This is a genomic window from Peribacillus sp. TE19612, from assembly GCF_056279465.1.
In genome coordinates this window covers 239,165-263,319 of record NZ_JBWCCL010000004.1, presented here as the reverse complement: position 1 = coordinate 263,319, position 24,155 = coordinate 239,165, and the positions used below count along the sequence as shown (strand labels likewise).

Sequence of the window (24,155 nt, the reverse complement as noted above, 5' to 3'; positions counted from 1 at the left end):
AAATATTAAAATGGCCGAAAAATCAAATTGATTTTCGGCCATTCTTATTCCTTATTCCACCAAGTATTGATAAGGGAAGGACACATTATCCCCCTCATTCCTTAATAAATAAGAGAGACTTTTTAAGCGATGAATCTATAAAATCCTCTCTAATAAGTCCCCTACTTTCTCTGCCATTTCCTGCGGTGGATAAGGCATGCCATTTTTTAACCACCATTCCACTACACCTACATAAGCATTTGCCACAAATTCGACAACTACATCTTCACTCTGACCAAAATTTTTTCCTTTTGTTATATCCACGTCTTTTTTGAACTCTTCGATATTATGCTGAACAAACCGGCTGCGAAAGTACGGAGCTCCCTCACTTGCCAACATCGTCGAAAAAAATAAATAATTACGTTCAAGATATTCCATGCAGTGTACAGTCGATTCAATCCACTCCATTTCAGCTTCCGACTCACAAAGGTTAACCATGTTATTGATATGTTCTTCTATGATTTTATCTAACAGATCAAATTTATCCAAGTAATGAAGATAAACAGTTGCACGGTTAATATTTGCCCTATCAGAAATATCCTGAATGGTCATGCTATCAAAATTTTTTTCTGACATCAATTCAAGAAATGCTTTCTTAATTGCCTCTTGAGTTCTTACAATTCTTCTATCCACTTTTGCCATATTGACACCATACTTTCCTTGAGATAGTCAACAATTTTTATTGACTTGTTGTTTAAACAACAAAACTGATTAAATTAACGATTTATATGCCTTGTTTTGTTTAATTTTGTATTTTAAATTATAGACAGATGTCGAGAAAACATCAATTGTAGTTTTATTTTACATGAAAGGATGAAACGAAATGACAATTGAAAACAAAGTGGTTGTAATTACAGGCGCAAGTTCAGGTATTGGGGAAGCAACAGCTAAGCTGTTAGCTGAAAAAGGGGCAAAAGTTGTACTTGGCGCAAGACGTGAAGAGCGTTTAGCAAAATTAGCTGAAGAAATTGGATCGAACGGTGGTCAAGTGGCTTATCGCGTCACAGATGTTGTTAACCCAGATGATAGTCAGCAGCTTGTTCAACTAGCTAAAGACACTTTTGGAGGTGTCGATGTAATCTTCTTGAACGCTGGACTAATGCCTAATTCACCACTTTCCGAATTAAAAACTGACGAGTGGAACAGCATGGTTGACGTTAATATTAAAGGTGTATTGAATGGTATCGCAGCAGTATTGCCAACATTTACTTCGCAAAAGTCTGGACATATCATCACTACGTCATCAGTAGCTGGGCTTAAAGCTTACCCAGGCGGTGCTGTTTATGGCGCAACAAAGTGGGCTGTTCGTGATTTAATGGAAGTTTTGCGTATGGAATCTGCCCAAGAAGGTACTAACATCCGCACAGCTACTATTTATCCAGCAGCGATCAACACGGAATTGCTGGATACGATTACTGATAAGAATATTTCAGAAGGTATGACTGCGTTGTACGAACAATATGGGATTGCACCTGATCGAGTTGCCAATATTGTGGCATTCGCTATTGATCAGCCAGAAGATACGAACATTAATGAGTTTACAATTGGACCAACAAGTCAACCTTGGTAATAATATAAGATAAAACTAAGAGATTCATTTTCTTCTCGGAATATTATACAGGTTTTAATTGGAGTAATCTCCTCTGCTCAAAATTATTATCCGAAAAATGGAGGAATTAACATGTCAAAGGATATCAAAGTTGCTCTTGTCACTGGCGGAAATAGAGGAATTGGATATGAATTGGTCAAACAATTAGCTTTGATAGGTTTTAAGGTTATTTTGGCAAGTCGGGATCCAGAGATGGGTCATAAAGCGATACAACAACTTAGGGAGTCAAATCTGGACGTTTCGTTTGTGTCGATAGATGTCAATAATCAAGAAAGCATCCGTCAAGCTGCGGTAGCAATAAATGAGAAGTATGGAAGATTAGACGTATTGATCAATAATGCTGGCGTGTATCTGGATGAGAATAAACAATTATTGAATATGGATCCATCAATTTTAGAGAAAACAATGGCAACCAATTTCTTTGGAGTTTACCATATGATCCGTTCCTTTATTCCCCTCATGGAAAAACAAGGCTATGGGAGAATCATAAATGTTTCCTCAGAATATGGGGCAATGAGCGAAATGTCATATCCAGGAGTAGGCGCATATAAAATGTCTAAATTTGCCCTGAATGGATTGACACAATTGATAGCTGCAGAAATCAAATTTGATATCAAAATAAATGCGGTCGACCCGGGATGGGTAAGTACAGATATGGGGGGACCATCTGCTCCAAGAACTCCCGAACAAGCTGCTGAATCTATCCTTTGGTTAGCTACTACTGGAGCTGAAGGACCTAACGGGGGATTCTTCAAAGATGGAAAACGAATCGATTGGTAGCAATACTTCATAAGCAAATTATTTGGTGTTACAGCTTTGCAATTGTTATTGCTTTAGAACCAATTAAAGAAAAAATCCGGTTTTCCTTTGCCTAACTAGGATAACCGGATTTTTCTATAACTTGGTGAAGAAATATACCTAAACTAAAATGCACCGTCAGTCAGTTCCATAAGAAAAAAGGCTGCCTCAGCAACCTGCCTTATTGAAGTAAAGCACCTTAGTTGAAGTATTTTGCGAGTATTAATTCAAAGACTGTAGATATGCTGGTTTATGAACTTTCAATGGAGATTTCATTAATCGTTTTTAATTTATCTTCCGTAGCTGTTCCCTCTACTGGTGTATAGATACTGCATCTTAAGTCCATGTCCCCCTGGACTTGGAGAGAAGTTAAATTAAACAGCATCTTTCCGGCTTTGGCATGTCTAAATTCAATCATCATTTCTGGAGCTTTACTCACTTGACTTTCTTGCCATAAAGATTGAAATTCCGGGTGAGAATCACTCATTTCTTTAATAAATAGGTTATACCACTCATCACCTAAGTAGTGACCATAATAGGCACGAAAAATGGAAAGAAATCCTTTAACAAAATGCTCCCAATTCACAGCTAATGTTTTTAGTTCTTTTCTTGTAAATAATAGATGGATCAAATTTCGTTGGTCATCAGGGAGTTGTTCAAAATCTAGAAATACGTGAGCGGCAGCATTGTTCCAGCCTACAATTTGACAATGTCGATCTGTAATGATAGTAGGGCAATACGTTAACTCCGCTAAAATTCTTTCCAAAGAAGGACTAAGTTTTGGCTGATCCTTCTTTCGATGAATAATGGATGATTTCATTTCTAAAGCTAAATCATATAGATACTCTCGTTCATCATTATTTAATTGCAGAGCTGTAGATATGCAATCCAATACGCTTGTAGAGACCTTTATATCCCGACCTTGCTCTAGCCACGTATACCAAGTAGTACTAACTCCCGCCAAATGTGCAACTTCTTCTCTTCGTAAGCCAGGTGTTCTTCTCCGTGTACCAGCAGGTATACCTATAGATTCAGGCGTAATTTGGGATCGCTTCGTTTTCAAAAATGTAGACAAAGCTTCAAGTCTGGTTTTATCATTCATTTCTAAATCCTCCATCATAACAATTTAACTGGGTAGTTATTATACCAGGATAAACGCTCACTTGTAATAGGATAATCCCGAAGTATAATACAAGTATACTATTCATTTGGGGTGAAGAAAAATGGAAAGAGTCGTTATTACCGGAATGGGAGTAGTCTCTCCTATTGGAAACAACGTAGAAAAATTTTGGAGAAATCTGACTGAAGGTAAATCAGGCATTTCCTATATTGATACATTTGACGTAAGCAACCATAAAGCAAAAATTGCAGGAATTATTCGTGATTTTAATGCAGATGATACTTTAGGAAAAAATGAAGCCCGACGTCTAGATCGCTTTTCTCAATTTGCTTTGGCTGCGGCTGAACAAGCTTGGACTGATTCTAAATTAGAAATTGATGATATCAATCTAGAAAGACTTGGCGTATATGTTGGTTCGGGGATAGGAGGAATTGAAACATTGATTGAAAATGTGGATACTCTTCGAGAGAAAGGTCCAAGAAGAGTCAGTCCAACCCTGGTACCAGCCATGATTTCTAATGCTGCCGCAGCCCAAATTAGTATCAAATGGAACGCAATGGGACCTACTATGTCACCTGTTTCTGCTTGTGCAATCGGAAATACCGCTATTGGTGAAGCATTCAGGCTTATTCGCTTTGGAGAAGCTGATGCCGTTTTTGCTGGAGGAGCAGAGGCAGCTATTACAGATTTATCTTTAGCTAGTTTTGGTAATGCTACAGCATTATCAACGAGAAACGATAATCCAGCTAAAGCTAGCCGTCCTTTTGATGTAAATCGAGATGGATTTGTCATGTCAGAAGGAGCAGGAATTTTAATCTTGGAATCTTTATCTCACGCTTTACGCAGAGATGCAAAGATTTATGCTGAAGTCATTGGGTATGGTGCAAGTTCTGATGCCTATCATATGGTAGCTACACACCCAGAAGGCAAAGGAGCCTACCTTGCAATGAAAATGGCTTTGAAAAACGCAAATATATCTCCAGAAGAGATTGATGTTATTAGCGCTCATGCAACAAGTACAGAAGTGGGAGATCGATCTGAGACACTGGCGATTAAAAAGCTATTTGAATCAAAAGCTTATCAAATCCCAATAACAGCTAATAAATCTATGCTAGGTCACATGTTAGGAGCAGCTGGAGGCGTGGAAGCAATCGCTTTGGCAAAAAGTTTAAAGGAAGGAATTATTCCTCCAACCATCAACTTAGAAAAGCCTGATTCATTATGTGATTTAGATTATGTACCAGGTGTTGCTCGTAAAGTGGAAATAAGTACTGGGCTATCCAATTCATTTGGTTTTGGAGGTCATAATGCAGCTATCGTTTTAAAAAAATACGAGTGAATTAACTTTCACTCGTATTCTTTTCAATTATAATTAAAGTCCTCAATAGTACCTTTAGTTATTGATCGTATTGGGTCTTATTGGAAATTAACTACGAAAAAGCCCTTTTTCTTCGATTAAGGGCTTTTTCTTGTTCATAAAGCCATATTTTTCAAATACCTATTAGCTACATCGACTAATTTAGTTAACAAAACAGTTAAGATTCCTTGTCCACGATAGTTTACTGAAGTAAACATATTAGTTATGTAAGCCTTATTCCACTCTTATTGGTATTGCACCATAAGCAATAATTCTTCATTATCTTTTTATCATCAATATAATCAAGGTCTAAATTTTTCTCGATTAAGAAAATGACCAAAAAAAAGATCTAGTACAAATGACTAGATTCTCTTTTTAATATCTTCCCTTATCGATTCAATGATAGTACCTGATAAATTTGCTGGAAGAGATGAACCATCCTCAAAAACCCATGCATTAATTATTTCAAGATCTTCTTTTTTAAAAGTAATGCTATAATCTTTTTCATTGTGAGTAATATCGGCTGTAACCGATTCTTCACCATCAAACTCGTCATCAATAATCATATTTTTTATTTCATATGGCTCCACGATGTAATCTCCTTTTTATCATTCTTGTATATAGAATTGGCTTTAAATGATTGTTTATTCATTTTTTTATGCCAACTCAAAAAACAAAGGGCTACTTTCAGAAGATGAAAGCATGTCAATTCCATTAAATTTGTGGTTATCATAGTGCAGCATTCATATTTTCTCTCCTTCCCTACTTCATTTTTCAGATAATAATAATTTCCCCAAAAGGATATAACCAGAAAACCCTTATGTTTTGATTGAATTTATATAGTAAAAATCAATCATTAATTTAGGAGGAATTAGTTTACCTACATGTTTTTTCTTTTCTTGATTCATATTATCCACATAAAATGATTAGCTTCTAGATCAACTTCACCTAATCCAATTAACAACAGATAGAGATATTTCGTTTTTAGTTGTTCTGGGAAAGAGAATGGAGATTTCAGACTGATGATAAAACTTGTCTAAATATAGGAGGATTAGGGGAAAATCAGAGCATATGCAAAAAGAAGTAAGTTGCACTGTTAAATGTCCTCTACCAGGCTTCTTATAAAATAAAACAAGCGTTACTTACTGATCAAAGTAAGTAACGCTTGTCTACCAATTCTTACCCACGCACTGATTAGTGGCACTTTTTTATTCTCTAATTATTTTTAGGATTCCCCATCCCCATTATCAAAAAATGAATCAAATCCGCCATCAAAATCCTCTGTTGCTTCTTCAAACATTTCCTCTATATCAAAACCTTCCATCATCTCAGTGAATAACATAGTCCCTAAAACACCCACTGCTAACCCACCAACCATTCCAGGTATAACGTTTCCCATTTGGGAAGAGCGACCATGAGGATGGTTTGTGGAATAGGAGAACGGCTGTGTAAAAGCATAAGGCTGTTCAATTGCCTCCGATATATACTTTCCAAGTAGCTTATGAAGATCGTCTTCTTGCTCAAGAACTTTTTGATTTAAATGAAACTCACGTTTTGCTTCAATTTCCTTGTAGCCGCTTTTACAGTCAACTTCCATCCAGACCCTGATACCTGATTCTTCATTGGCAAACCGCATTTCAACTTCATTTACTTGTCCCATGAATTGTTGAGTGGGAAAGAACGCAAATTCCTGTCCATATTGATCGAGTTTACCTGAGTCTGCTGTCTCGCGAAAACCTAATTGAGCCATCGCATTAAAAATGGATGTGATCGATTTCTCCGATTGGATGACTAGCCGGTCTACATCTTTGCGGTCGACCCCTCCCTCAATATCAAGATGTGTATCCAGATAGTATGAGACAGTTCCCCTTGAAATAGGTATATTCGTAGGTAGGACGTAATGAAAAGGAATCACCTTACGTTCTTTGGGCTGAATACAATCTCGATTAACTAATGGTATATGTGCGACTTCCTTAGTAACGCTTCCTTGTTTTAATACCACATTCATCATCAACCGGACAGTCACTTGATTGATTTTCTGTTCCACCTCACCGCCTTGAATGACTAGCTGCCCTTGAATGCTTTCTCCCGCTTGATAATTATGATTGTCACATTGTAAATCTACAGTTGCAGCTCCTTTTCCTAAGCTTGCTAAGAGTTTTTTTAACATACGTCCTCTTCCCTTCGTCAAACCTCTATTAGAATTTATATGTAAAATGGGGCGTATTTAGAAAGAACAAGAAATCCATTTGTATTTTATGAGATCTCTAATCCCTGATAGTATTACGTCAAAAAATGAAAATAGTTTCAAATAATTTGCCGCAGTTAGTGATCTTCCTTTGATAATGGAGTTCGTCATCTTTAATGTTGCTATTGATGGATTATTAACATTAATTATTGTTAATTCAGGGGGAAATCCAGTGATAATATAAAAAAGAGAGTTCAATTTTCGCTCAAAAAAAAGAATGCCAGGAGCTAACAATTCTTCGTCCTGACATTTTTGAAAGTACTCTAAAAATAAGAAGATATCTTTTTTATGATATATCCATTTCCCGTAACATTTTTAGCCATTCATCTAATTTATCCTCGATGGTAAAACAAACCTATTCTACCCCTCTTAAATGCATGCGCTTACATTCAACTTCGGATAAACACTTCTCTCTTTCTCAACACATACGGTCATAATTACCTTACTGGGCTAAAGGTATATTCCTATCTAAAATATATAGAAATAACCGACTTCACGTTACTTAAGGGATATAAGAACCATATTATAATTTCTCGATTAAGGATTGCAATTCCTCTTGAAGGTTTCCTTTTGAAAAAGCTGATTTCAGAATTTCATGAACAGTATTTAAAGAAATTTGTAGTTTTTCTTCACCTAATGTAGTTAAACGTGTGTAAATACCTCTTCGATCATCTTCGCATATTTGCCTTTGTAATACGCCGCAGCTTTTTGCTTCAAGCCTGACTACCAGCCTGGATATAGCACTTTGACTTAATCCTACCATCTCTTGTAATTGTTGTAGCCTCAATTGTTTTTCGCTTGTTTTGGATAAAAAGTAAAGAACGTAAAACTCTTTCAATGAAAGGTTATGATTTTTTTGCAAAGCACTTTCCAGCTCATTCGTAATGCTCATTTGAATATTTGTAATCGAGAGCCAATTATCTAAATACTTCTTTTCTTGGTTGTTTTTCATGCACATACCACCCTGTTCTATCCTATATAATAAAATTTGACACTTTAATTGATTATCTTAAGGCATATAAATTGTTCTAAAATACTCCATAAAAAATAACTTTACCAAAGCCAGAATTTAATGGTAAAACTTATTTAAAAAAGTGCGTGCCATATTGGCCGTTTCCATGTAAGTTATATGGTTCTTCTCATTTTAGACGAGTTTCTTCTTTTTGTCTAAAATTGAGCTAATCCATAAAAAAAGCAGTCAAAATGACTGCTTTTTTCTTTAACGCATTGTAACTGAACAGGACCCTTTTTCATTTCCACCCCAGTTAAGTGAAAGCTGGTCTCGATCTGAAAGAGGACCGACGCCACTTGGAGTACCGGTAAATATTATATCCCCTTTTCCAAGCCCAAAATGCTCTGCTGTAAATTCTATAATGGTTTGCAAATCAAAAAGTAAGTCTTTAATATTCCCGACTTGTACACGCTCTCCATTTTTTAAAAGGGAAAAATCCAATTGTTCACATGCTTCAACACCTGGAAATGGAATAAAATCACTAACAACTGCCGAATTTTTGAATCCTTTAGCCAAAAGCCAAGGATGCTGTTTTTGTTTTAACTGTGATTGAACATCTCTAAGTGTCAGATCCAACCCAATGGCCATGGAATCTACTATTTCATCTACTTTCATTCCTGATTCGAACTGTTTTGCGATATGTATGACAAGTTCAGTTTCAAAGTGAACGGACCCCTGATTACTCGGCAACGTAATTGACTGACCGTTTGCTTCCACGAGCGAATGAGTCGGTTTTGAAAATAAAAAAGGGGAAGTTGGTATTTCATTATTCAATTCTTTTGCATGCAAGACATAGTTTCGACCAACACAATAGATATTTTTAATGTCTTTCATCATAAAACCCACTCTTTTCTTTTAAGAAATAAATATTTAAATGATAGTAAAACAATTTGGAAATTCCCTACTCATGACAATTGTAAATAGGATCAAAATTATAATTACGGGATTGTTCCAAGAAATAAGAAAAAGCCATCCGATTTAAGTATATTTTATATTTTTCTGACTTTTTATACAATGATTAATATAATTCCATGTTGGAACAACGTTAGGTCGGTCTGGATTTTAACTTGCGGATAAAATACGAAGTCTTAATGCGCTATGATTGGTGAAGAAGAATACATCCACATAATTATTTTTTATTTTGAAAAAAAAGAGCCAACATAAATTGTTGGCTCAAACTATAGACAAACTCGATGAAAATCGAGTTTGTCTATTTTTATGGCTTGTACAAATACGGACGTTGATTTCCACTGCAGGCACTCGCTTTCCGCGGGCGGTCGGGGAGCCTCCTCGGCTTTCGCCTGCGGGGTCTCCCCTAGACGCGCTTTTCCCGCAGGAGTCTCGTACCTTCCGTTCCATCAACTTTGTCTTACCTTTTAGATAGAACACTTTTACCTAGAGTCATTTTTGTTTTAAATATAGAAGTATTAAAACCTGAGGTGATGAGGATGCTTTCTAAACATGATTCTATTCAGCGAGATCAACTTGAAATGATTTCTTTAGATCAACTGGTGCCACCGAACCATTTGGTTCGTAAAATGGAGGCTACCATTGACTTCCCTTTCATTTATGACTTGGTGAAAGATATGTATTCAGAGGTAGGAGGCCCAAGTATTGATCCAGTTATTTTAATTAAACTGACTTTCTAATGGAAACCATAGTTGAAACAAATATGGCTTACTTTCGCTGCCATTAATTTAAAGAAGAAGGCCAATTGGACATGGCGAGGACCAAAAATGGCCTAACATAGTGGGTTCGTAGAGCCCCAATCTCTTTAACTTTAGGAGAAATTCAGAGGGAATTTCAAAAGGGGTTCAGAATTTTTTAATTCCGAACCCCTTTTGTCGACAAACTGAGCCAACATAAATTGTTGGCTCTTTGATTTAAAAAGTAGAAGCTAAATCTTTTGAACGTGCTATAGCATTTTCTTTAATTTCTTGTGCTTTATCAGGCATTGCTGCATGTCCTTCAACGAATAAACCTTCAAAGGAAGGCACTCCGAAGAATTGCATAATGATATTTAGATATCGGTGACCCATTTCCAGTTCAGCTGCCGGTCCTTCTGAATAAATACCACCACGAGCTTGAATATGCAAGGCTTTCTTATCAGTTAAAAGACCAACTGGGCCTTGTTCGGTGTATTTAAATGATTTACCTGCAACAGCAACGGAATCAATATATGCCTTCATTACTGGCGGAAACGAGAAATTCCATAAAGGCGTTACAAATATATATTTATCGGCCGCTATAAATTGCTCACATAACTCTGAAAGTCGACTAACTTTTGCTTTCTCTTCCGACGAGAGTTCTTCAAAACCCTTTCCAGATTGAAGTTTCCCCCAACCACTGAAAACATCCACATCAATTTCAGGAATATTTTCTTTATAAAGGTCAATATTCACAATTTCATGGCTAGGATTTACTTCTTTATAAGTGTCAAGAAATGCTTTTCCAACGGCCATACTGTAAGATTGTTTGTCATCATGAGGATGAGCCGTGATATACAATACCTTTGTCATTCAGTATCTTCCCTTTCTTTATACATATTTGAACATTCTAGTTTGTCTAGGGAATTCAACTTTTATACACTTACTCGAACTAAAATATTTTTAATTGATAGGTATAAAATCCGTAAGATAGAAATTCGTTTTCGAGGGTAGTAAGGTATAAATCTTCTTTCAATTTGTGAGAAAGGATATGAATTTTGGATATGATAAAATAAGACAATCTGGTTCACTTTAGGAGGACTAAGAAAATGACGAATTCAATAAAATTTGATCTCCACACTCACCATGAACGCTGTGGACATGCTATCGGCACAATTGAGGATTATGTAAAGCAAGCCATCGAATACGGATTGCATTATATTGGGATTTCTGATCATTCTCCATATTTTTATAGTGAGGACGACCATCTCTACCCAACTATTGCAATGGCAAAAAGTGAACTTGTCCCTTATATTGAGGAGATACTTCGCTTAAAAGAGAAATATGCAGGCAAAATTCACGTATTATTAGGAATGGAAAGTGATTTCTACCCTGATCACATTGAAGTCTACCGTGATCAATATCTTTTACACCCTTTTGACTACATAATTGGATCTGTTCATTATGTTCAGGATATTAGCATTTTTAAAAGAGGGCGTTGGAATGGCTTAACCTCTAAAGAACAGTCAAAAGTAAAGGATGAATATTATGAATTAATACAGAAATCGGCTAAAAGCGGAGTGTTCCAAATCTTAGGCCATATTGATGCAATGAAAGGTTTTTATCCAGCCTTTTCTTCCATTGAGACAGACAGTATTGAAAAAACGCTAAAAATCATTAGTTCAGAAGATATCGCCATTGAGATTAATACCTCTGGTAAAACGAAAGATTGTGGTGGGTGGTATCCAGCAGATGACATTTTAGAACGAGCTCTTTTCTATGATGTGAAGGTAACCTTTGGATCAGATTCGCATACACCTGAACGTATTGGCGATGAATTTGAACTAGTTAAAAAAAGACTAAAGGAGATCGGCTTTTCTGAGTGGGCTTACTTTGTTAAAAAGGAAAGGATTCTCACTCCACTTTGATCTTTCAGTCATTAGAACAGGTCCGATCATTAGAGCTTCCTGTAACCATGTGGAATGAACTTTTTCAATCCTTTTGCTACTAAGAAGGCCGAAGTCCAAAAATTAATTCGTGTACAGGGGTCGCTACTGAATCCTGTTACATCCCTCAACTGATCAATAAATCGGTACCATTTTTTTTTATGGGCATAAAATAATCATTATGCATTCTGTCATAAAAATTATCACGATTGCTTACAAGTTTTTCCCCGTTCATTTCAATGAATTCCAGTCATCGACCTATTTTTTGCATAAAATAAAAGTATTTAGGGAATTAATAACTAACCATTCGTTTATCTTATAAAAAGGAGTTGATTTTGGGATGATTGATAACCCATTGCATAAAGAGAATGACGAAACCATTGTAGGGTCAGTTGAAGGTGGTATCAATTCTTCAACAGGGCGATCCGAAGCCCCTCCAAAAACCCAGTCAAAAGATCCTGAATTCGATCTTTTTGGCACAGTATTAAATGGGTATCTTTAATTTATACTTCCTTATTGAATAAATTTTAAAAAAGAAGAGCACATATTGGTCACGTATAATATGTGCTTTCCTTTTATTAAATTCAAGCTCCCTTTCCGTTCATGATAATTCCTGTTAATGATATTCCTTTTGCTCTTCAGGTTAGTCTATCTCACCTGGTTCTACTCCTGGAATTAACACTTCTCCAATTTTATCAATGGAGTCAAAAGCTGTATTAACCAGCAAGGACCTTGTTATTGGCATATCAAAATCAATATCTTTTTTAGCCTTGAGCCTTATGGTGGCTAATGTATTTTTACCCTCTAATGTTTGTTGAGATCCTTTATGGGAAAATGCCGCCATAATCCGCTGCTCTGTATTTCCTATACCTGCAAGTATAGAGTAATTTAACATATCCTTAGTTACATTGGTTGGTTGAACAATACTTGAATCACATGTACCTTCTGGTGGACATTCTTTAACCAATTCATACTTATTCGGATCTAACTTCAGCTCTAAATTAAAGGCATTGATATCCTTCAATTCCTTTCCAATTATTTCCACTAAAAATTCTTCTCCTGCCTTTAACTGTTGTTTATTAGGTCTAATATCCAGTAAACCAGCAATTGGCCTACCAGTTGGTATAAGTGGTGTTTTTCCTAGCTGTCCTGCTACATACATTAAATCATAAGCATCAATTACCCCATTGTAATTAATATCAACCTTCGATACCTGATTCCATGCTGTATCTGTTGTATCAACACCCATGTAGCTAGCAAAGAATAGTAGATCTTCATCATCAATTGCACCATTTGGTATATTTTCACCCACAACCGTTCCAACTGTTTTATCTTTTTTATATGGTCTAAATTCTTGAGCAGAACCAAATTTTCCTACAGCATCAGTAATTGTCAACTTGATGTATCTAGCTGTCACATTATCGTTAAAGGAAATGGTTTTAACATCTTTATTTCTTTCGAACGTTCCATTAGTGATAATATTTTTGTACGTTTTACCATCTAAACTGACATCTAAATTATATTTTAAGATGGTTCCATTTCCAGCATCAGGTCTTGGAAGATACTCTAGCTTATCTAATTGGTAAGCTAACTTCATATCAATTTCATAGGTATGAGGCAATACATTTCCATCAGACCATTCAGTATGCCATAAAGTATTATCGTCACCATCCACAGCTTTTGACCCTTCACTGCCCGGTTGTTCACTACTTACTTTTGCTGTCATATTCTTAGGTACGTTTCGATATCGATCAAGCTTTGTTCTAGCTTTAACTTCATCACTCCAATTTGATACTCCCTTTGAATTTGCTGCTCTAACTCTGTAAGAATATTCTGTATCAGCTGTTAAACCTGAATGAACATAGAAAGGTACTTGTTCACTATCGGTTGCCTTAAATACATTTGTATAGATTACACCATTAATCAATAAATCATAAGTATTGTTACCATCAACTTCATCCCAATTTAATTTGATACTTTTATCCGTAATATTTTCATCTTTTGCTCCCAGGTCTGTTGGAACATTTGGTACTGCTTCATCCACTACATCCTTAACTTCGGTATTATTGAAACCATCTACTATTAATTTAATGGTATTTGCTGAAACATTAGTTTTCCCAACCTTAACATAGAGTTTAGGTGATGTAGTAATCTCCGTTTTTTCAAATTCTGAACCCTTTGTAGAATATTTGTTAAAGGATGGATTTTCATTAAAGAAATATACATTATCAGAACTTTTGTATTCTTCTTCAGTTGTGACTTTTCTTAATACAACATCTTTACCTCCAACTTTAACAGATATTTTCTTTGGATTTTTACGTGTATTTACAATGAATTCTGTACCTTTATTCCTGACTATGCCAGTATATCCTTTTCCTTTTGCCTTCCCAACAGTTATAACAACTCTTTCACCTTTAACATCTGAAGTGATATTGGTTCTAGTGTTTTTATCCTTTTTATATTCATTGGTTTTCCCATCATCTTCATATAATGTAAATTTTGATTTACCAGATGGGTACACGTCAAATATTCTATTATCAGAGCCATCCAATTGATTAATAGAATTGTTTTCAGGTGACATGGGAATAATAGCACCAGTCTTAACAAACACAGGGGTCTTCCATAATGGAGCACTAAAATTATTGATGACTGACCCACCCTTATACTGATCACCTGTAAAATAATCGATCCAAATTTGATTTTCATCTGGAAGGTAAATTCCGTTTCTTACACCAGCTCTATGATCATTTTCATTATATACTGGTGCCACTAATAAATTAGGTCCCCACATATATTGATATTGTGTTTCTGTACCATACGTATATGGATCATCAGGGTATTCTAACATCATCCCTCTAATCATGGGCATTGATTTTGATGTTGATTCTTCTGCAATCGTATAGATATACGGCATCATTTGAGCTTTCAATTTTAGATACATTCTATTAATGGATGCATATGGTTCTCCATAATTCCAAGGATTTTTCCATTTGCTATAATCGTCACCTGATGATGCCCATCCATCCATATCTATTTGAATAGGAGTGAATGCCTTCCATTGGTAATCTCGTGTCTGAATGACTTTATCTCCGCCAAATATACCATCCATATCTGAACCGACATTCGGATTACCTGATAAGCCTGCTCCAATGTAAGTTGGGATATGCATCCTAATATATTCCCAATCTCCTCCATATTGGTCACCAGACCATAATGATGCATAACGTTGCGTACCTGCCCATCCATCAAGTGAAATGACGAAAGGACGTGCTCCTTGAGAGTTTTCTGCTTTTTGTATTCCTTCCGCTGCTTGACGAGTTGCATTTAAAGCCATTGAATAACCTTGTCCAACCCATGCAACATCAGTCTTTATTGCTCTTACACCAGCTTGGACTTCTCCGTCAAGGTCTCTGCGTAAAGGGCTATCTTCTGGTAATCCGGGATCTGGATATAGATTACTTTGTGTCCATAAACCTACTTCAACATCTTTCGCATTAGCCTCTTTGACAAAACTCTTTAAATTATCTAATCCTCCATAACCGCAACCATACCCATCATTTGGTAAAAACCAACCTAAAGGCATATCATTACTGCCATATTCATTTAAATTATTTAGTCCATTATTTAATAGTGTTCTTTGGTCCTTATGACCATTATGAGTTCCGTTAAAGCAATCTGCCTTCCCTAAATAAAACCCATATTTCGGCATTAGAGCAGCTTTACCGGTTAATTCAGTATATTCACCAATGATCTCTGGAATTGAATCTTCGACAAAATAATAAGCATCAAATCTTTTTTCATTATGAGAAAAGGTGGCCGTCTTAGAAAAATTATAAGCTCCTGGCTTAAACGTATTACGCATTACACCATATCCTTCAGTACTTAAATAAAATGGAACCGGACTAGAAGCAGCACCTGCATCCCAACCGCCACCAATCGCAATATTTATTGAAGTATTTTTATGGGAATAGTATCCATTCTGTTGTCCGCCACCATAAAAATATTCATTCTCTTTTGTATCAAGAGTTTGCAATGTTTTTTCATCATTATATTTAAGCGGCTCTTTTTCACTCCAAAGAACTTGGGATTTTGTTTTATCATATAAGCTCATCTTTGAAGTAGCAATTTCAATTCTTAACTCTACAGATTTTGTAGAAATCTTATAAAAATTGGCATCGCTTTTATTAACCTTTACATTTATTTTTCCGTATTCTTTATTGTAATCGCTCACACTTTTTTCAATTATTTTTGTGACGTGATCAGGTTTATTTGGAGTCGGATATTCTGGAAAATCTCCTGCTGGGTCCAAGTGCAATCTAAATAGGTTGTCCTTAAGGAAACTAATTTTTATATTTTCACCTGTTGAAAAATCAAGATAAACATCATTTCCGTCTTTTAGGATTTTCGTTACCAGGCCAATTTTCTTATACGTTTCATTAGCAACAGCCGAATTATTTAAGATTTTATCGTCCGAGGCTTTACCAGTTAAAGGAACTATTATTAAACATAAGAAGACTAATAAAAACAAGCTTGCAAATTTTTCAAGATTAGCAATCTTCATTTTTCTTTTCAACAAAATATACCTCCCTTACAAATTAATGATTCTCTTATTTTTTTGTCTTCTTCATTTCAACCTCTTCTATACTTGACTACACCATCAACAGCAGTGGCTAGAACATCTAACTGCTCATTCAGGACTACGTAATCAGCTATTTTCCCACTTGATATGCTACCGAATTCCATATCTTTTCCTATGCTTGCTGCTGGTGATAATGAAGCACTGTGCCATATTTTATATAGCTGCTCACTGCTCCAACTTTTTAAATTTTTCACTCCATCTATTAGTTTCAAAGTGCTGCCAGCTAAGGATCCTGTTTCTGTTCGAGCCATGCCATCTTTCATTACAACAGTGAATTCACCTAGTTGATATTCTCCATCAGGCATTAACCCTGCGCGCATACAGTCCGTAATTAGTACCAGCTTGTCCCCTTTAACACGTAACGCCAATGTAGCAATGTCTGGATGTACATGAAAACCATCACAAATTAATTCAGCAAAAGTGTTAGGATTCGTTAATGCAGCACCTACCACACCTGGGTCACGATGATGTAACCCTGACATCCCGTTAAATAAATGGACAAAGTTTTGGGCACCCGCATTAATGGCCCTCTTACAGCAATCATGACTTGCGTCCGTATGTGCTATGCATACAAATACACCGTCTTTACTTACATTATTAATAAACTCCAACGTGTTTTCTCGTTCAGGTGCCAGGGCAATTTTTACAATGGTTCCTTCTGAAAGTCTCTTTATTTCTTGAAATTCCTCATAATCTGGATTCCGAAAATAAATAGAATTTTGGGCTCCTTTATGTTGTTCAGAAAAGTAGGGGCCTTCCAGAAAAATCCCTTCTGATTGTGCGCCAGCTAGTCCTTGTCTGACCGCTTCTGTAATCGCTACAATAGCTTGATTCAAATCTGTTTTAGACGATGTCAATGTTGTTGGTAAAAAACGCGTAACACCAAGTTGTAAAATCGCTTTCGAAATTTCATGAACTGCTTCCGCAGTTCCGTCCATTATGTCATACCCCTTAATCCCATGAATATGGGTGTCAAATAAACCCGGGGCAATTATATGTCCACTCCAATCGATAACATCGGAACCTAAGGGAACCGTCTCTGAAAATCCACCAAATAATCCATTACTCACTAGTAAATATCCACCTTGTTTTTCTTCATTCTCCATTAAATATCTCTCTGCTTTAATATAATATTCCACCTTGAATCCGCTTCCTTTTTTACGCTTATATTCCAGCTACATCTTCTTCTGTTTGTTGCTGTATTTTTTTAAATTCCTTAATATTTTCTTTACCATCTTTTATCATCTTATCGATAAATGCATCAAGACTGAGTTCCCGATGAAATATTCCGCTCAACAACATAGGTAAGTTTGTTCCGGCTACCACTCGAATATTATCTTTACCTGAAGCTATCCTAGAGCACACATTAAATGGAGTTCCACCCGCCAAATCTGTAAAACATGCCACTCCTGCTCCTGTTTCCACCTTATCAATAGCTTTTTTGACAACCTGCTCAAATATCGTTACATCTACTTCAAATGGAATAACCTCTACTTGCTTTATTTCTCCAGCAATTAACTGAACCGATTCAAATATTCCATTTGGAAAAGAACCATGTCCTGTCAGCACAATTCCAATCATTTATCTCATCCTCTCTTATCAGTTTTTAGTGTTAAGATATTAAGATTATAAAATATTAAAGTAAGATCCTATTAAACCGACTACAACGGTTAGGCCAATCAACATTAAAGGAGAACGCCCCTTTTTAAGTAACCAGTACATTAGTATCGTATATACTAACGGCAGCATTGCTGGCATGATCATATCTAATACATCTGTTTGGATATTTAATTTTGCGTCTCCAGATTTCCAAACATATTCAACTTTAAATGCGACATAAGTGGCAATTAAACCACCAACTACTGTCAAACCAACAATTGATGCAGCGCGGGAAACGAATTTTGTACCATTTTTTAGTTTCACAATTGCTTTAACACCTGTTTTATATCCATAGTTCATTAATCCGAACCGGACACCAAAGTGAATAATATTAAATGATATTAAGAATACGATTGGTCCAAGGGGGTTCCCCTCTACCGCTAATGAAGCACCAATTCCAGCTGTAATCGGTAATAAAGTAAGATAAAACAATGCATCCCCTATACCACCAAGAGGACCCATCATAGCAACACGAATACCACGAATAGCCTCTCTATCTTCTTTCTTTTGTTCCATTGCTAAAATCACACCCATAATAAATGTTACTAAAAACGGATGCGTATTAAAGAATTCCATATGGTCTTTCATTGATTTACTTAAATCTTTTTTATTTTTATGGATATGCCTTAGACCTGGTAAAATGGAGTAAAGCCATCCGGCCGATTGCATACGTTCATAGTTAAAAGATGCTTGTAATAGTAAAGAGCGCCATACTAAGATTCGTAATTGCTTCTGTTGTAAATCCGGAGCTTCAGTTACATCTTCATAGTGATTAGATGCCATCGGTGATTTCCTCCTCACTAGGCTGATATTTATCTGGACCTTGTTTTTCTTTGTTTTGGTAAAAATCATACAAGGCGATTGCCAAACCAATTAATGCGATTGCCAAAATTGGCATTTCTAAATAAGCTGCTGCGACAAATCCTATAATAAAGAACATGATATATTCGACTTTCATCATAATTTTCAATAACATCGCAAATCCAATGGCTGGCATAATCCCTCCGGCTATGGACAATCCGCCAATAATCCATTGTGGTACTGTTTCAACAAATCCTGATGCTTTTTCCGCTCCAAAGAAAATGGGTAAAAACGCTATAACTGCATAAAATGTAAACAGAATGAACAAGCCTAAATAATTTATTCGTTCAATCCCTTTATAATTTGCTTCTAGTGCATATTGATCGGCTTTGTGCATCATTGGTGCAAATACTGTGAAAAACAAGGTAATTAACCCTTGTACTGCTACAGCAAACGGTATTGCCACCCCAACTGCAACTTTTGGGTCCTGACCAGCAATAATACCAAATGCTGTTCCAATCACTCCCCCAATAACAACGTTCGGTGGTTGTGCACCAGCAAGCGGCACCATACCCATCCATATTAACTCCAAAGTTCCTCCAACTATTAAACCAGTCTGAACGTCCCCTAAAATTAGACCTACTACAAGTCCCGTAACTACCGGACGGTGAATATGGGTTAATCCATTAAATAGATCGACACCGATAATCCCAGCCCATAAAGCAATTAATAATGCTTCGACTAACATAAGTTATCCCCCCCTAAAATTCACTTTAATCCGCTATTCTTTTAAAATAAATCTAATATATTTAGTCCCTTTTCGCTTGGTACTCTTCTTAAATCTAACTTCACGCCTAGTTCTCCCAGACGTTTAAATGCAGCGATATCTTTTTCATCAACAGATACAGTAGATGAAATCTGTTTTTTCCCTTCTTCATAATGCATATTTCCAATATTCAACTGCTCAATTTGCACTCCGCCTTCCTTTAGCGCCAATGCATCATGCACATCTTTTACAACTAAGAATATTTTTTGACGAGAAGACGCTTTATGAATGACGTCAATCGTTTTTTGTAAGGAAAAATAGCGTGATTGAATAACATCAGGCAATACCATATCCATTAAATTTTGTTGAATTTCATCTGTGGATACCTTGTCATTTGCAACGACAATTAAGTTTGCCCCCAAATGGTTGACCCATGTAACCCCCACTTGACCATGTATTAAACGATTATCGATTCTGGTTAATAAAATATTTGGAGCTGACATAAAAATTCTTCCTTTCATAAATGAGATTTTACGACATTTTAAGATTTGAATTCCAATTGGCTTCAAAGTACGAATTTTAAGAGTTAAAGGAGAAAATTGCCTCAATACTTCCTGTTATAGAATCGACTAAACGCTCATCATTACCAATAATATTCCTTAACAATTGAAAGCGTTTGCAATGCAAATGAAAGAAAGGCAGTCAATGAACTCATGGAAATACTGGGTTGCAGACCCCGGATTCTGTAGATATATTTAGTAAAAGGACGAGTGGCCATATACTTCACAATTTACATTAATAAATTTCTTCACATCAAAATTATCTTTCATGATCCCTGAGCACACGCATGTTCAATCATTTTTCCTCGAGTAACTCAGGGATTTCAGGGTAAGCCCCCTGGCTGCTTCAACTTCGTTAAACTATAGCAGGAGCGACAGGATTTGATTGAAGGCATTGAATCTTTCCTTCAATTAATTGAGTGACAACCGCTTTATTCATTAATTATTGACTCAGTTGATGAATCACTTTTTTACCTCTAGTTCCTGTTTTCATTAAAAGACACGGCGCTTATATTGAATCCTTATTTTACTTTCTCAAACCAGGAACTGGCTGTCTCTTTCAATACTACATTCAGTTCTTCAATATTTCTTTTACCTGTATCTTGTAACCAGGCACGGCCTGCTTGTTCTCCACTAATAGCAAATGATGCCACACCATCTTTCCATGTTGCCCGGCCACATAACACACCGTTAAAGGTAGAACCGGATTCTCTGGCAAACTTCAATGTTTCTTGGAATAGTTTTGCACTTACACCTGCACTCAAGAAGATAAACGGCAGTTCTGTTGCTTCACTCTGTTCTTTGAAAAGAAAGGCAGCTTGTTCTTTACTATAAACAGCTTCGCCTTCTGCATAACCTTCCACAAAGTTCATATCTATCGGAACTTCAACTTTCAACACATCAACTTGATATTGAGGTTTGGAGAACTCCTTCATGGCCCTGATCACTTTATTCGGTTTCACTTTTGCGTACTCTTTACTTTTTACATCATTATTTTCCGCATCATAAGTGACAATTTCCAAGAAAAATGGAAGATCCTCAGCCGCACACTCGGATCCAACACGTTCCATATAGACATGCTTATAGTTATTAATTTTCTCTTCTTCATCTACATCATAATAAAGTAAGAATTTGATAGCATCAGCACCGGCTTCCTTCAAACGTTTTACTGAACATTCCGGTAATAAATCAGGCAACCTGCCCACTTCTGAGGCATCGTAACCGGTTTTTTCATAGGCCACTAATAAACCTGCGTTCTTGTCGCGGACCTTTGCTGCCGGCAGCCCATATTCTGGGTCCAAAAGTATAGCAGTTGCAAACGGTGTTAATTCCTCAGAAACCAATTCTTTGAAACGGATGATACCATCATCTCCCACTAGATTTGCATCGCCAGACGCAATCATTTTTTTCAAAGAGCCACGTTGATCGATGGCTAATGCTCCAATCACGCCATTTTCATCCGATAAACGTTTAAGAGCTTCTAATTTATTTTTGGTGAGATCTAACATTGGCATTCTCCTATCAATCTATTTTTTTAACTTTTACGCAATCATAGTACTTTTTTAATTTTCTTATATTTACAAAACCAGTTACGGCTTCCATTGCATTCAACATTCCTGTGGTCATAGCCGTTTTCAGTACAGACTCCACCGTTTGATTTCGGTTCAGTGCCACAGCTAACCCAGCAACGGTCGCATCTCCGGATCCTACAGGATTGACCACATCTATTTTTGGAATCGTAACCTGATAATAATCATCCCCATGCCTGACAAAGGCACCTTTATCACCCATGGACACGACAATCCACTCAATCCCCTTAAAAATCTCATGGTTTAACGTTTGTTTCATATCGATGTTTCCAGCTTCAGCTTCGAAGCCCAACAGCTGAGACAATTCCGCAATATTCGGCTTGATGGCAAACGGTTTTTTCTCATGTTTCAAGACTTGTTTTAACTCTTCCCCTGACGAATCAACAATTACGGGCTTTTCCTTATTACAACTGATTTCAACCATTTTACGATAAAAGTGAGTTGGTAACCCTTTCGGTAAACTACCTGAAATCGTAACAAGGGAAGCTGTTGTAAGCAGGCATTCGAATTTCTCTAAAAAAGCTGTCCCTTCTTCTTTGGATAACGTCGGTCCAGATTCTAAAATCTCTGTTTGCATTCCCTCATGAAGAATGGCTATACAATTTCTTGATTCTTTTTCGATTCTCAAAAAGTCATTGGGAATATTACTTTCATTTAATTCCTGAACAATGTAATCACCAATCGTTCCGCCTAACACACCTGTCGCCAAGACCTCGTCTTCCATTTGTGAAATCACTCGGGCAACATTCAAGCCTTTTCCACCAGCCGTTTTTCGTACCGTTTCCACCCGGTTGACATCATCAAACTTGAATCGATCAACCGGATAAGAAATATCGACAGATGGATTCATTGTTACGGCTAAGATCATCGTAATCACTCTTTCTGGTTATTGTTTAGGCTTGACCATCCATGTAAGCCATGATTAAATCAAGCTCAGGATTAAACTCGATAAAGTCAGCCTAAGCAATTTTCCACAATCGTTATCGAACTGAAAACTCCTAGCAAGTGCAGTACATGCCATATAAAAGGTTTTGCCGCAGTGGCATTACCTCATTGCCGACATTGGGTCTTTTCTCTTAATAAATATCGGCTTAAAACAGGAGCTACCACCTTATCCTCAAGAAAAAACCAAATCTGCAAAATACATATTGATATGCTTGTTTCCCCTTCATTACAAAGCGTTCAAATACCTTCCTTTACTTATATTCGTAAAGGGTTACGCCCTTCACCACACGGTTAACCGTTCCTGTCGGTGAAGGTGTGTCAGGTGTATTACCGACTTTTACGGAAGCTAGCAGTGAGACAGTTTGCCCAACCATGACAAAGGGTAATGCCAGGTAAACATCCGGTACGGATTGAGCATCCCTGCCAAATAAAAACGTGTTCCCAATAAATCTGGATTTGCCATCGACTTCAATGGCACAAATGTAGTTGGCAATGTTATCACGCTGCAATTCACTTAACATATCCAAATCATATTGACGTGTATAAGGGTGATTGGAAACAAAAACAAAAACCAACGTTTTTTCATTGACAAATGATTTAGGCCCGTGTCGGAATCCCAATGGCGAATCAAATGCTGTAACAATTTTACCCGCTGTTAGCTCTAATACCTTTAACTGCGATTCTCTCGCTAAGCCTTCTAAACTTCCTGAGCCCAGATAAATGATCCGGTCAAAATCACGGTCGATAATTTTTTGGATATCCTCTTCTCTACGAATAACACTTTCACCCATTTGGTGAATCGCCTGGACAATTGACCCTTTTTCCTCCAGTGGCAGCGGATCAAAAATGAGTAATGTTGTTAGTGTCATGCATGAGTAGCTGCCAGTCATGGCAAAGCCTTGATCATTAGCTTTTTCGGGCATCAATAACAAAAGATTGTGTTCATCACCTTTGGCCCTTTTCGCTAACTCGCCATCATTAGCACAAGTAATCGTTAACTGGTAGAAGTTCGTTACGATTTGTTCTGCTAATTCAACGGCAGCTACACTTTCGGGACTATTGCCGCTTCGAGCAAATGATACCAACAAGGTTGGGAAATCTGCTTTTAAAAATTCATAGGGGTTTGACACCAAATTGGTAGTCGGAACACTCAGCAATTCCCATTTTTTTTCATCCACTTTTCCTTTTAAATAAGGTGTGACAGTATCACCGACATAGGCAGAAGTTCCGGCACCTGTAAAAATGACACGTATTCGTTCATGTTGCTCAGCCAGTTTTTGCAAAAATGCTTGAATCTCTACGTGTTTCTTTCTATATAATGAATAGGTTTCATCCCATAAAACAGGTTGTTGCTTGATTTCCTCTGTTGTAATCGATGCACCTAACGATACTAATTTTTCTTTATCAAGTGTAAACATCTT

21 protein-coding genes and 2 pseudogenes are annotated in these 24,155 nt (G+C 36.7%); 6 read left to right on the top strand and 17 right to left on the bottom strand.

Annotated elements, in window-relative coordinates; genetic code table 11:
- Positions 1–135 precede the first annotated feature (135 nt).
- Positions 136–681, bottom strand: a complete 546-nt coding sequence (locus ACZ9AO_RS09405) for a TetR-like C-terminal domain-containing protein (RefSeq protein ID WP_063593904.1) — start codon at positions 679–681, stop codon at positions 136–138.
- A 181-nt stretch (positions 682–862) separates the two neighbouring features.
- Between ACZ9AO_RS09405 and ACZ9AO_RS09400 the strand changes: the two genes are divergently transcribed.
- Entirely contained in the window at positions 863–1,609 is a 747-nt protein-coding gene (locus ACZ9AO_RS09400; RefSeq protein WP_063593905.1) for an SDR family oxidoreductase, read from the top strand.
- 111 nt (positions 1,610–1,720) lie between these two features.
- Positions 1,721–2,428, top strand: a complete 708-nt coding sequence (locus ACZ9AO_RS09395) for an SDR family oxidoreductase (RefSeq protein ID WP_476108932.1) — start codon at positions 1,721–1,723, stop codon at positions 2,426–2,428.
- A 268-nt stretch (positions 2,429–2,696) separates the two neighbouring features.
- Here the strand turns inward: ACZ9AO_RS09395 and ACZ9AO_RS09390 are convergent, their stop codons facing one another.
- The gene (locus tag ACZ9AO_RS09390) at positions 2,697–3,548 is read right to left on the bottom strand and encodes a helix-turn-helix transcriptional regulator (protein WP_476108931.1); all 852 of its coding nucleotides are present in this window, start codon (positions 3,546–3,548) and stop codon (positions 2,697–2,699) included.
- A 121-nt stretch (positions 3,549–3,669) separates the two neighbouring features.
- Between ACZ9AO_RS09390 and fabF the strand changes: the two genes are divergently transcribed.
- Positions 3,670–4,905: a beta-ketoacyl-ACP synthase II gene (gene fabF / locus ACZ9AO_RS09385; protein WP_476108930.1), complete on the top strand. Its 1,236-nt coding sequence runs from the start codon at positions 3,670–3,672 to the stop codon at positions 4,903–4,905.
- A 170-nt stretch (positions 4,906–5,075) separates the two neighbouring features.
- Here fabF and ACZ9AO_RS09380 read toward each other — a convergent pair.
- The 5 genes and pseudogenes from ACZ9AO_RS09380 to ACZ9AO_RS09360 all read right to left on the bottom strand — a co-directional run.
- Positions 5,076–5,182, bottom strand: a pseudogene (locus tag ACZ9AO_RS09380) (GNAT family N-acetyltransferase); the annotation flags it as partial.
- Between the two features lie 103 nt (positions 5,183–5,285).
- Positions 5,286–5,513, bottom strand: a complete 228-nt coding sequence (locus tag ACZ9AO_RS09375) for a hypothetical protein (protein WP_476108929.1) — start codon at positions 5,511–5,513, stop codon at positions 5,286–5,288.
- Between the two features lie 635 nt (positions 5,514–6,148).
- Positions 6,149–7,093, bottom strand: coding sequence for a sporulation protein (locus tag ACZ9AO_RS09370; RefSeq protein ID WP_476108928.1), 945 nt, complete (start codon positions 7,091–7,093; stop codon positions 6,149–6,151).
- Positions 7,094–7,694: 601 nt separating this feature from the next.
- Positions 7,695–8,123 (bottom strand): MarR family winged helix-turn-helix transcriptional regulator, encoded by a 429-nt coding sequence (locus ACZ9AO_RS09365; protein WP_476108927.1) that lies wholly within the window; start codon positions 8,121–8,123, stop codon positions 7,695–7,697.
- A 267-nt stretch (positions 8,124–8,390) separates the two neighbouring features.
- On the bottom strand, positions 8,391–9,017 hold the full coding sequence (locus tag ACZ9AO_RS09360) for a fumarylacetoacetate hydrolase family protein (RefSeq protein WP_476109001.1): 627 nt from the start codon (positions 9,015–9,017) through the stop codon (positions 8,391–8,393).
- 614 nt (positions 9,018–9,631) lie between these two features.
- Here ACZ9AO_RS09360 and ACZ9AO_RS09355 point away from each other — a divergent pair.
- Positions 9,632–9,829: pseudogene (locus tag ACZ9AO_RS09355) on the top strand (transposase); the annotation flags it as partial.
- A 237-nt stretch (positions 9,830–10,066) separates the two neighbouring features.
- On the opposite strand, the gene ACZ9AO_RS09350 reads toward ACZ9AO_RS09355, so the two are convergent.
- The gene (locus ACZ9AO_RS09350) at positions 10,067–10,702 is read right to left on the bottom strand and encodes an FMN-dependent NADH-azoreductase (protein WP_048686842.1); all 636 of its coding nucleotides are present in this window, start codon (positions 10,700–10,702) and stop codon (positions 10,067–10,069) included.
- A gap of 236 nt (positions 10,703–10,938) precedes the next feature.
- Here ACZ9AO_RS09350 and ACZ9AO_RS09345 point away from each other — a divergent pair, with 236 nt between their 5' ends.
- Both ACZ9AO_RS09345 and ACZ9AO_RS09340 read left to right on the top strand, forming a co-directional pair.
- On the top strand, positions 10,939–11,757 hold the full coding sequence (locus ACZ9AO_RS09345; RefSeq protein ID WP_251542721.1) for a histidinol-phosphatase: 819 nt from the start codon (positions 10,939–10,941) through the stop codon (positions 11,755–11,757).
- Between the two features lie 358 nt (positions 11,758–12,115).
- Positions 12,116–12,277, top strand: coding sequence for a hypothetical protein (locus ACZ9AO_RS09340; RefSeq protein WP_476108926.1), 162 nt, complete (start codon positions 12,116–12,118; stop codon positions 12,275–12,277).
- 141 nt (positions 12,278–12,418) lie between these two features.
- Here ACZ9AO_RS09340 and ACZ9AO_RS09335 read toward each other — a convergent pair whose 3' ends face one another.
- The 9 genes from ACZ9AO_RS09335 to ACZ9AO_RS09295 form a co-directional block, all read right to left on the bottom strand.
- Positions 12,419–16,348: a TIM-barrel domain-containing protein gene (locus ACZ9AO_RS09335; RefSeq protein WP_476108925.1), complete on the bottom strand. Its 3,930-nt coding sequence runs from the start codon at positions 16,346–16,348 to the stop codon at positions 12,419–12,421.
- A gap of 56 nt (positions 16,349–16,404) precedes the next feature.
- Positions 16,405–17,553 carry an N-acetylglucosamine-6-phosphate deacetylase gene (nagA, locus tag ACZ9AO_RS09330; RefSeq protein WP_476108924.1) on the bottom strand — a complete coding sequence of 383 codons (1,149 nt, stop codon included), beginning with the start codon at positions 17,551–17,553 and terminating at the stop codon, positions 16,405–16,407.
- 25 nt (positions 17,554–17,578) lie between these two features.
- The gene (locus ACZ9AO_RS09325) at positions 17,579–17,995 is read right to left on the bottom strand and encodes a PTS sugar transporter subunit IIA (protein ID WP_251542730.1); all 417 of its coding nucleotides are present in this window, start codon (positions 17,993–17,995) and stop codon (positions 17,579–17,581) included.
- Between the two features lie 45 nt (positions 17,996–18,040).
- Positions 18,041–18,856, bottom strand: coding sequence for a PTS system mannose/fructose/sorbose family transporter subunit IID (locus tag ACZ9AO_RS09320; RefSeq protein ID WP_268571806.1), 816 nt, complete (start codon positions 18,854–18,856; stop codon positions 18,041–18,043).
- On the bottom strand, positions 18,846–19,622 hold the full coding sequence (gene agaW / locus ACZ9AO_RS09315; protein WP_251542735.1) for a PTS N-acetylgalactosamine transporter subunit IIC: 777 nt from the start codon (positions 19,620–19,622) through the stop codon (positions 18,846–18,848). The genes ACZ9AO_RS09320 and agaW overlap by 11 nt, the downstream gene beginning before the upstream one ends.
- Positions 19,623–19,663: 41 nt before the next feature.
- A complete protein-coding gene (agaV, locus tag ACZ9AO_RS09310; protein ID WP_251542738.1) occupies positions 19,664–20,143 on the bottom strand; it encodes a PTS N-acetylgalactosamine transporter subunit IIB in 480 nt (159 codons plus the stop codon).
- Positions 20,144–20,721: 578 nt separating this feature from the next.
- Positions 20,722–21,708, bottom strand: coding sequence for a tagatose-bisphosphate aldolase (gene lacD, locus ACZ9AO_RS09305; RefSeq protein ID WP_268571809.1), 987 nt, complete (start codon positions 21,706–21,708; stop codon positions 20,722–20,724).
- A 13-nt stretch (positions 21,709–21,721) separates the two neighbouring features.
- Entirely contained in the window at positions 21,722–22,657 is a 936-nt protein-coding gene (lacC, locus tag ACZ9AO_RS09300) for a tagatose-6-phosphate kinase (protein WP_476108923.1), read from the bottom strand.
- A gap of 328 nt (positions 22,658–22,985) precedes the next feature.
- The gene (locus ACZ9AO_RS09295) at positions 22,986–24,152 is read right to left on the bottom strand and encodes an SIS domain-containing protein (protein WP_476108922.1); all 1,167 of its coding nucleotides are present in this window, start codon (positions 24,150–24,152) and stop codon (positions 22,986–22,988) included.
- Positions 24,153–24,155: the final 3 nt, after the last annotated feature.

Excerpts from the sequence above, each read along its gene's own strand:
- ACZ9AO_RS09405 (WP_063593904.1), bottom strand. The coding sequence starts at position 681 with ATGGCAAAAGTGGATAGAAGAATTGTAAGAACTCAAGAGGCAATTAAG.
- ACZ9AO_RS09400 (WP_063593905.1), top strand. The coding sequence starts at position 863 with ATGACAATTGAAAACAAAGTGGTTGTAATTACAGGCGCAAGTTCAGGT.
- ACZ9AO_RS09395 (WP_476108932.1), top strand. The coding sequence starts at position 1,721 with ATGTCAAAGGATATCAAAGTTGCTCTTGTCACTGGCGGAAATAGAGGA.
- ACZ9AO_RS09390 (WP_476108931.1), bottom strand. The coding sequence starts at position 3,548 with ATGAATGATAAAACCAGACTTGAAGCTTTGTCTACATTTTTGAAAACG.
- fabF (WP_476108930.1), top strand. The coding sequence starts at position 3,670 with ATGGAAAGAGTCGTTATTACCGGAATGGGAGTAGTCTCTCCTATTGGA.
- ACZ9AO_RS09370 (WP_476108928.1), bottom strand. The coding sequence starts at position 7,093 with ATGTTAAAAAAACTCTTAGCAAGCTTAGGAAAAGGAGCTGCAACTGTA.
- ACZ9AO_RS09365 (WP_476108927.1), bottom strand. The coding sequence starts at position 8,123 with ATGAAAAACAACCAAGAAAAGAAGTATTTAGATAATTGGCTCTCGATT.
- ACZ9AO_RS09360 (WP_476109001.1), bottom strand. The coding sequence starts at position 9,017 with ATGAAAGACATTAAAAATATCTATTGTGTTGGTCGAAACTATGTCTTG.
- ACZ9AO_RS09350 (WP_048686842.1), bottom strand. The coding sequence starts at position 10,702 with ATGACAAAGGTATTGTATATCACGGCTCATCCTCATGATGACAAACAA.
- ACZ9AO_RS09345 (WP_251542721.1), top strand. The coding sequence starts at position 10,939 with ATGACGAATTCAATAAAATTTGATCTCCACACTCACCATGAACGCTGT.
- ACZ9AO_RS09340 (WP_476108926.1), top strand. The coding sequence starts at position 12,116 with ATGATTGATAACCCATTGCATAAAGAGAATGACGAAACCATTGTAGGG.
- ACZ9AO_RS09325 (WP_251542730.1), bottom strand. The coding sequence starts at position 17,995 with ATGATTGGAATTGTGCTGACAGGACATGGTTCTTTTCCAAATGGAATA.
- ACZ9AO_RS09320 (WP_268571806.1), bottom strand. The coding sequence starts at position 18,856 with ATGGCATCTAATCACTATGAAGATGTAACTGAAGCTCCGGATTTACAA.
- agaW (WP_251542735.1), bottom strand. The coding sequence starts at position 19,622 with ATGTTAGTCGAAGCATTATTAATTGCTTTATGGGCTGGGATTATCGGT.
- agaV (WP_251542738.1), bottom strand. The coding sequence starts at position 20,143 with ATGTCAGCTCCAAATATTTTATTAACCAGAATCGATAATCGTTTAATA.
- lacD (WP_268571809.1), bottom strand. The coding sequence starts at position 21,708 with ATGTTAGATCTCACCAAAAATAAATTAGAAGCTCTTAAACGTTTATCG.
- lacC (WP_476108923.1), bottom strand. The coding sequence starts at position 22,657 with ATGATCTTAGCCGTAACAATGAATCCATCTGTCGATATTTCTTATCCG.
- ACZ9AO_RS09295 (WP_476108922.1), bottom strand. The coding sequence starts at position 24,152 with ATGTTTACACTTGATAAAGAAAAATTAGTATCGTTAGGTGCATCGATT.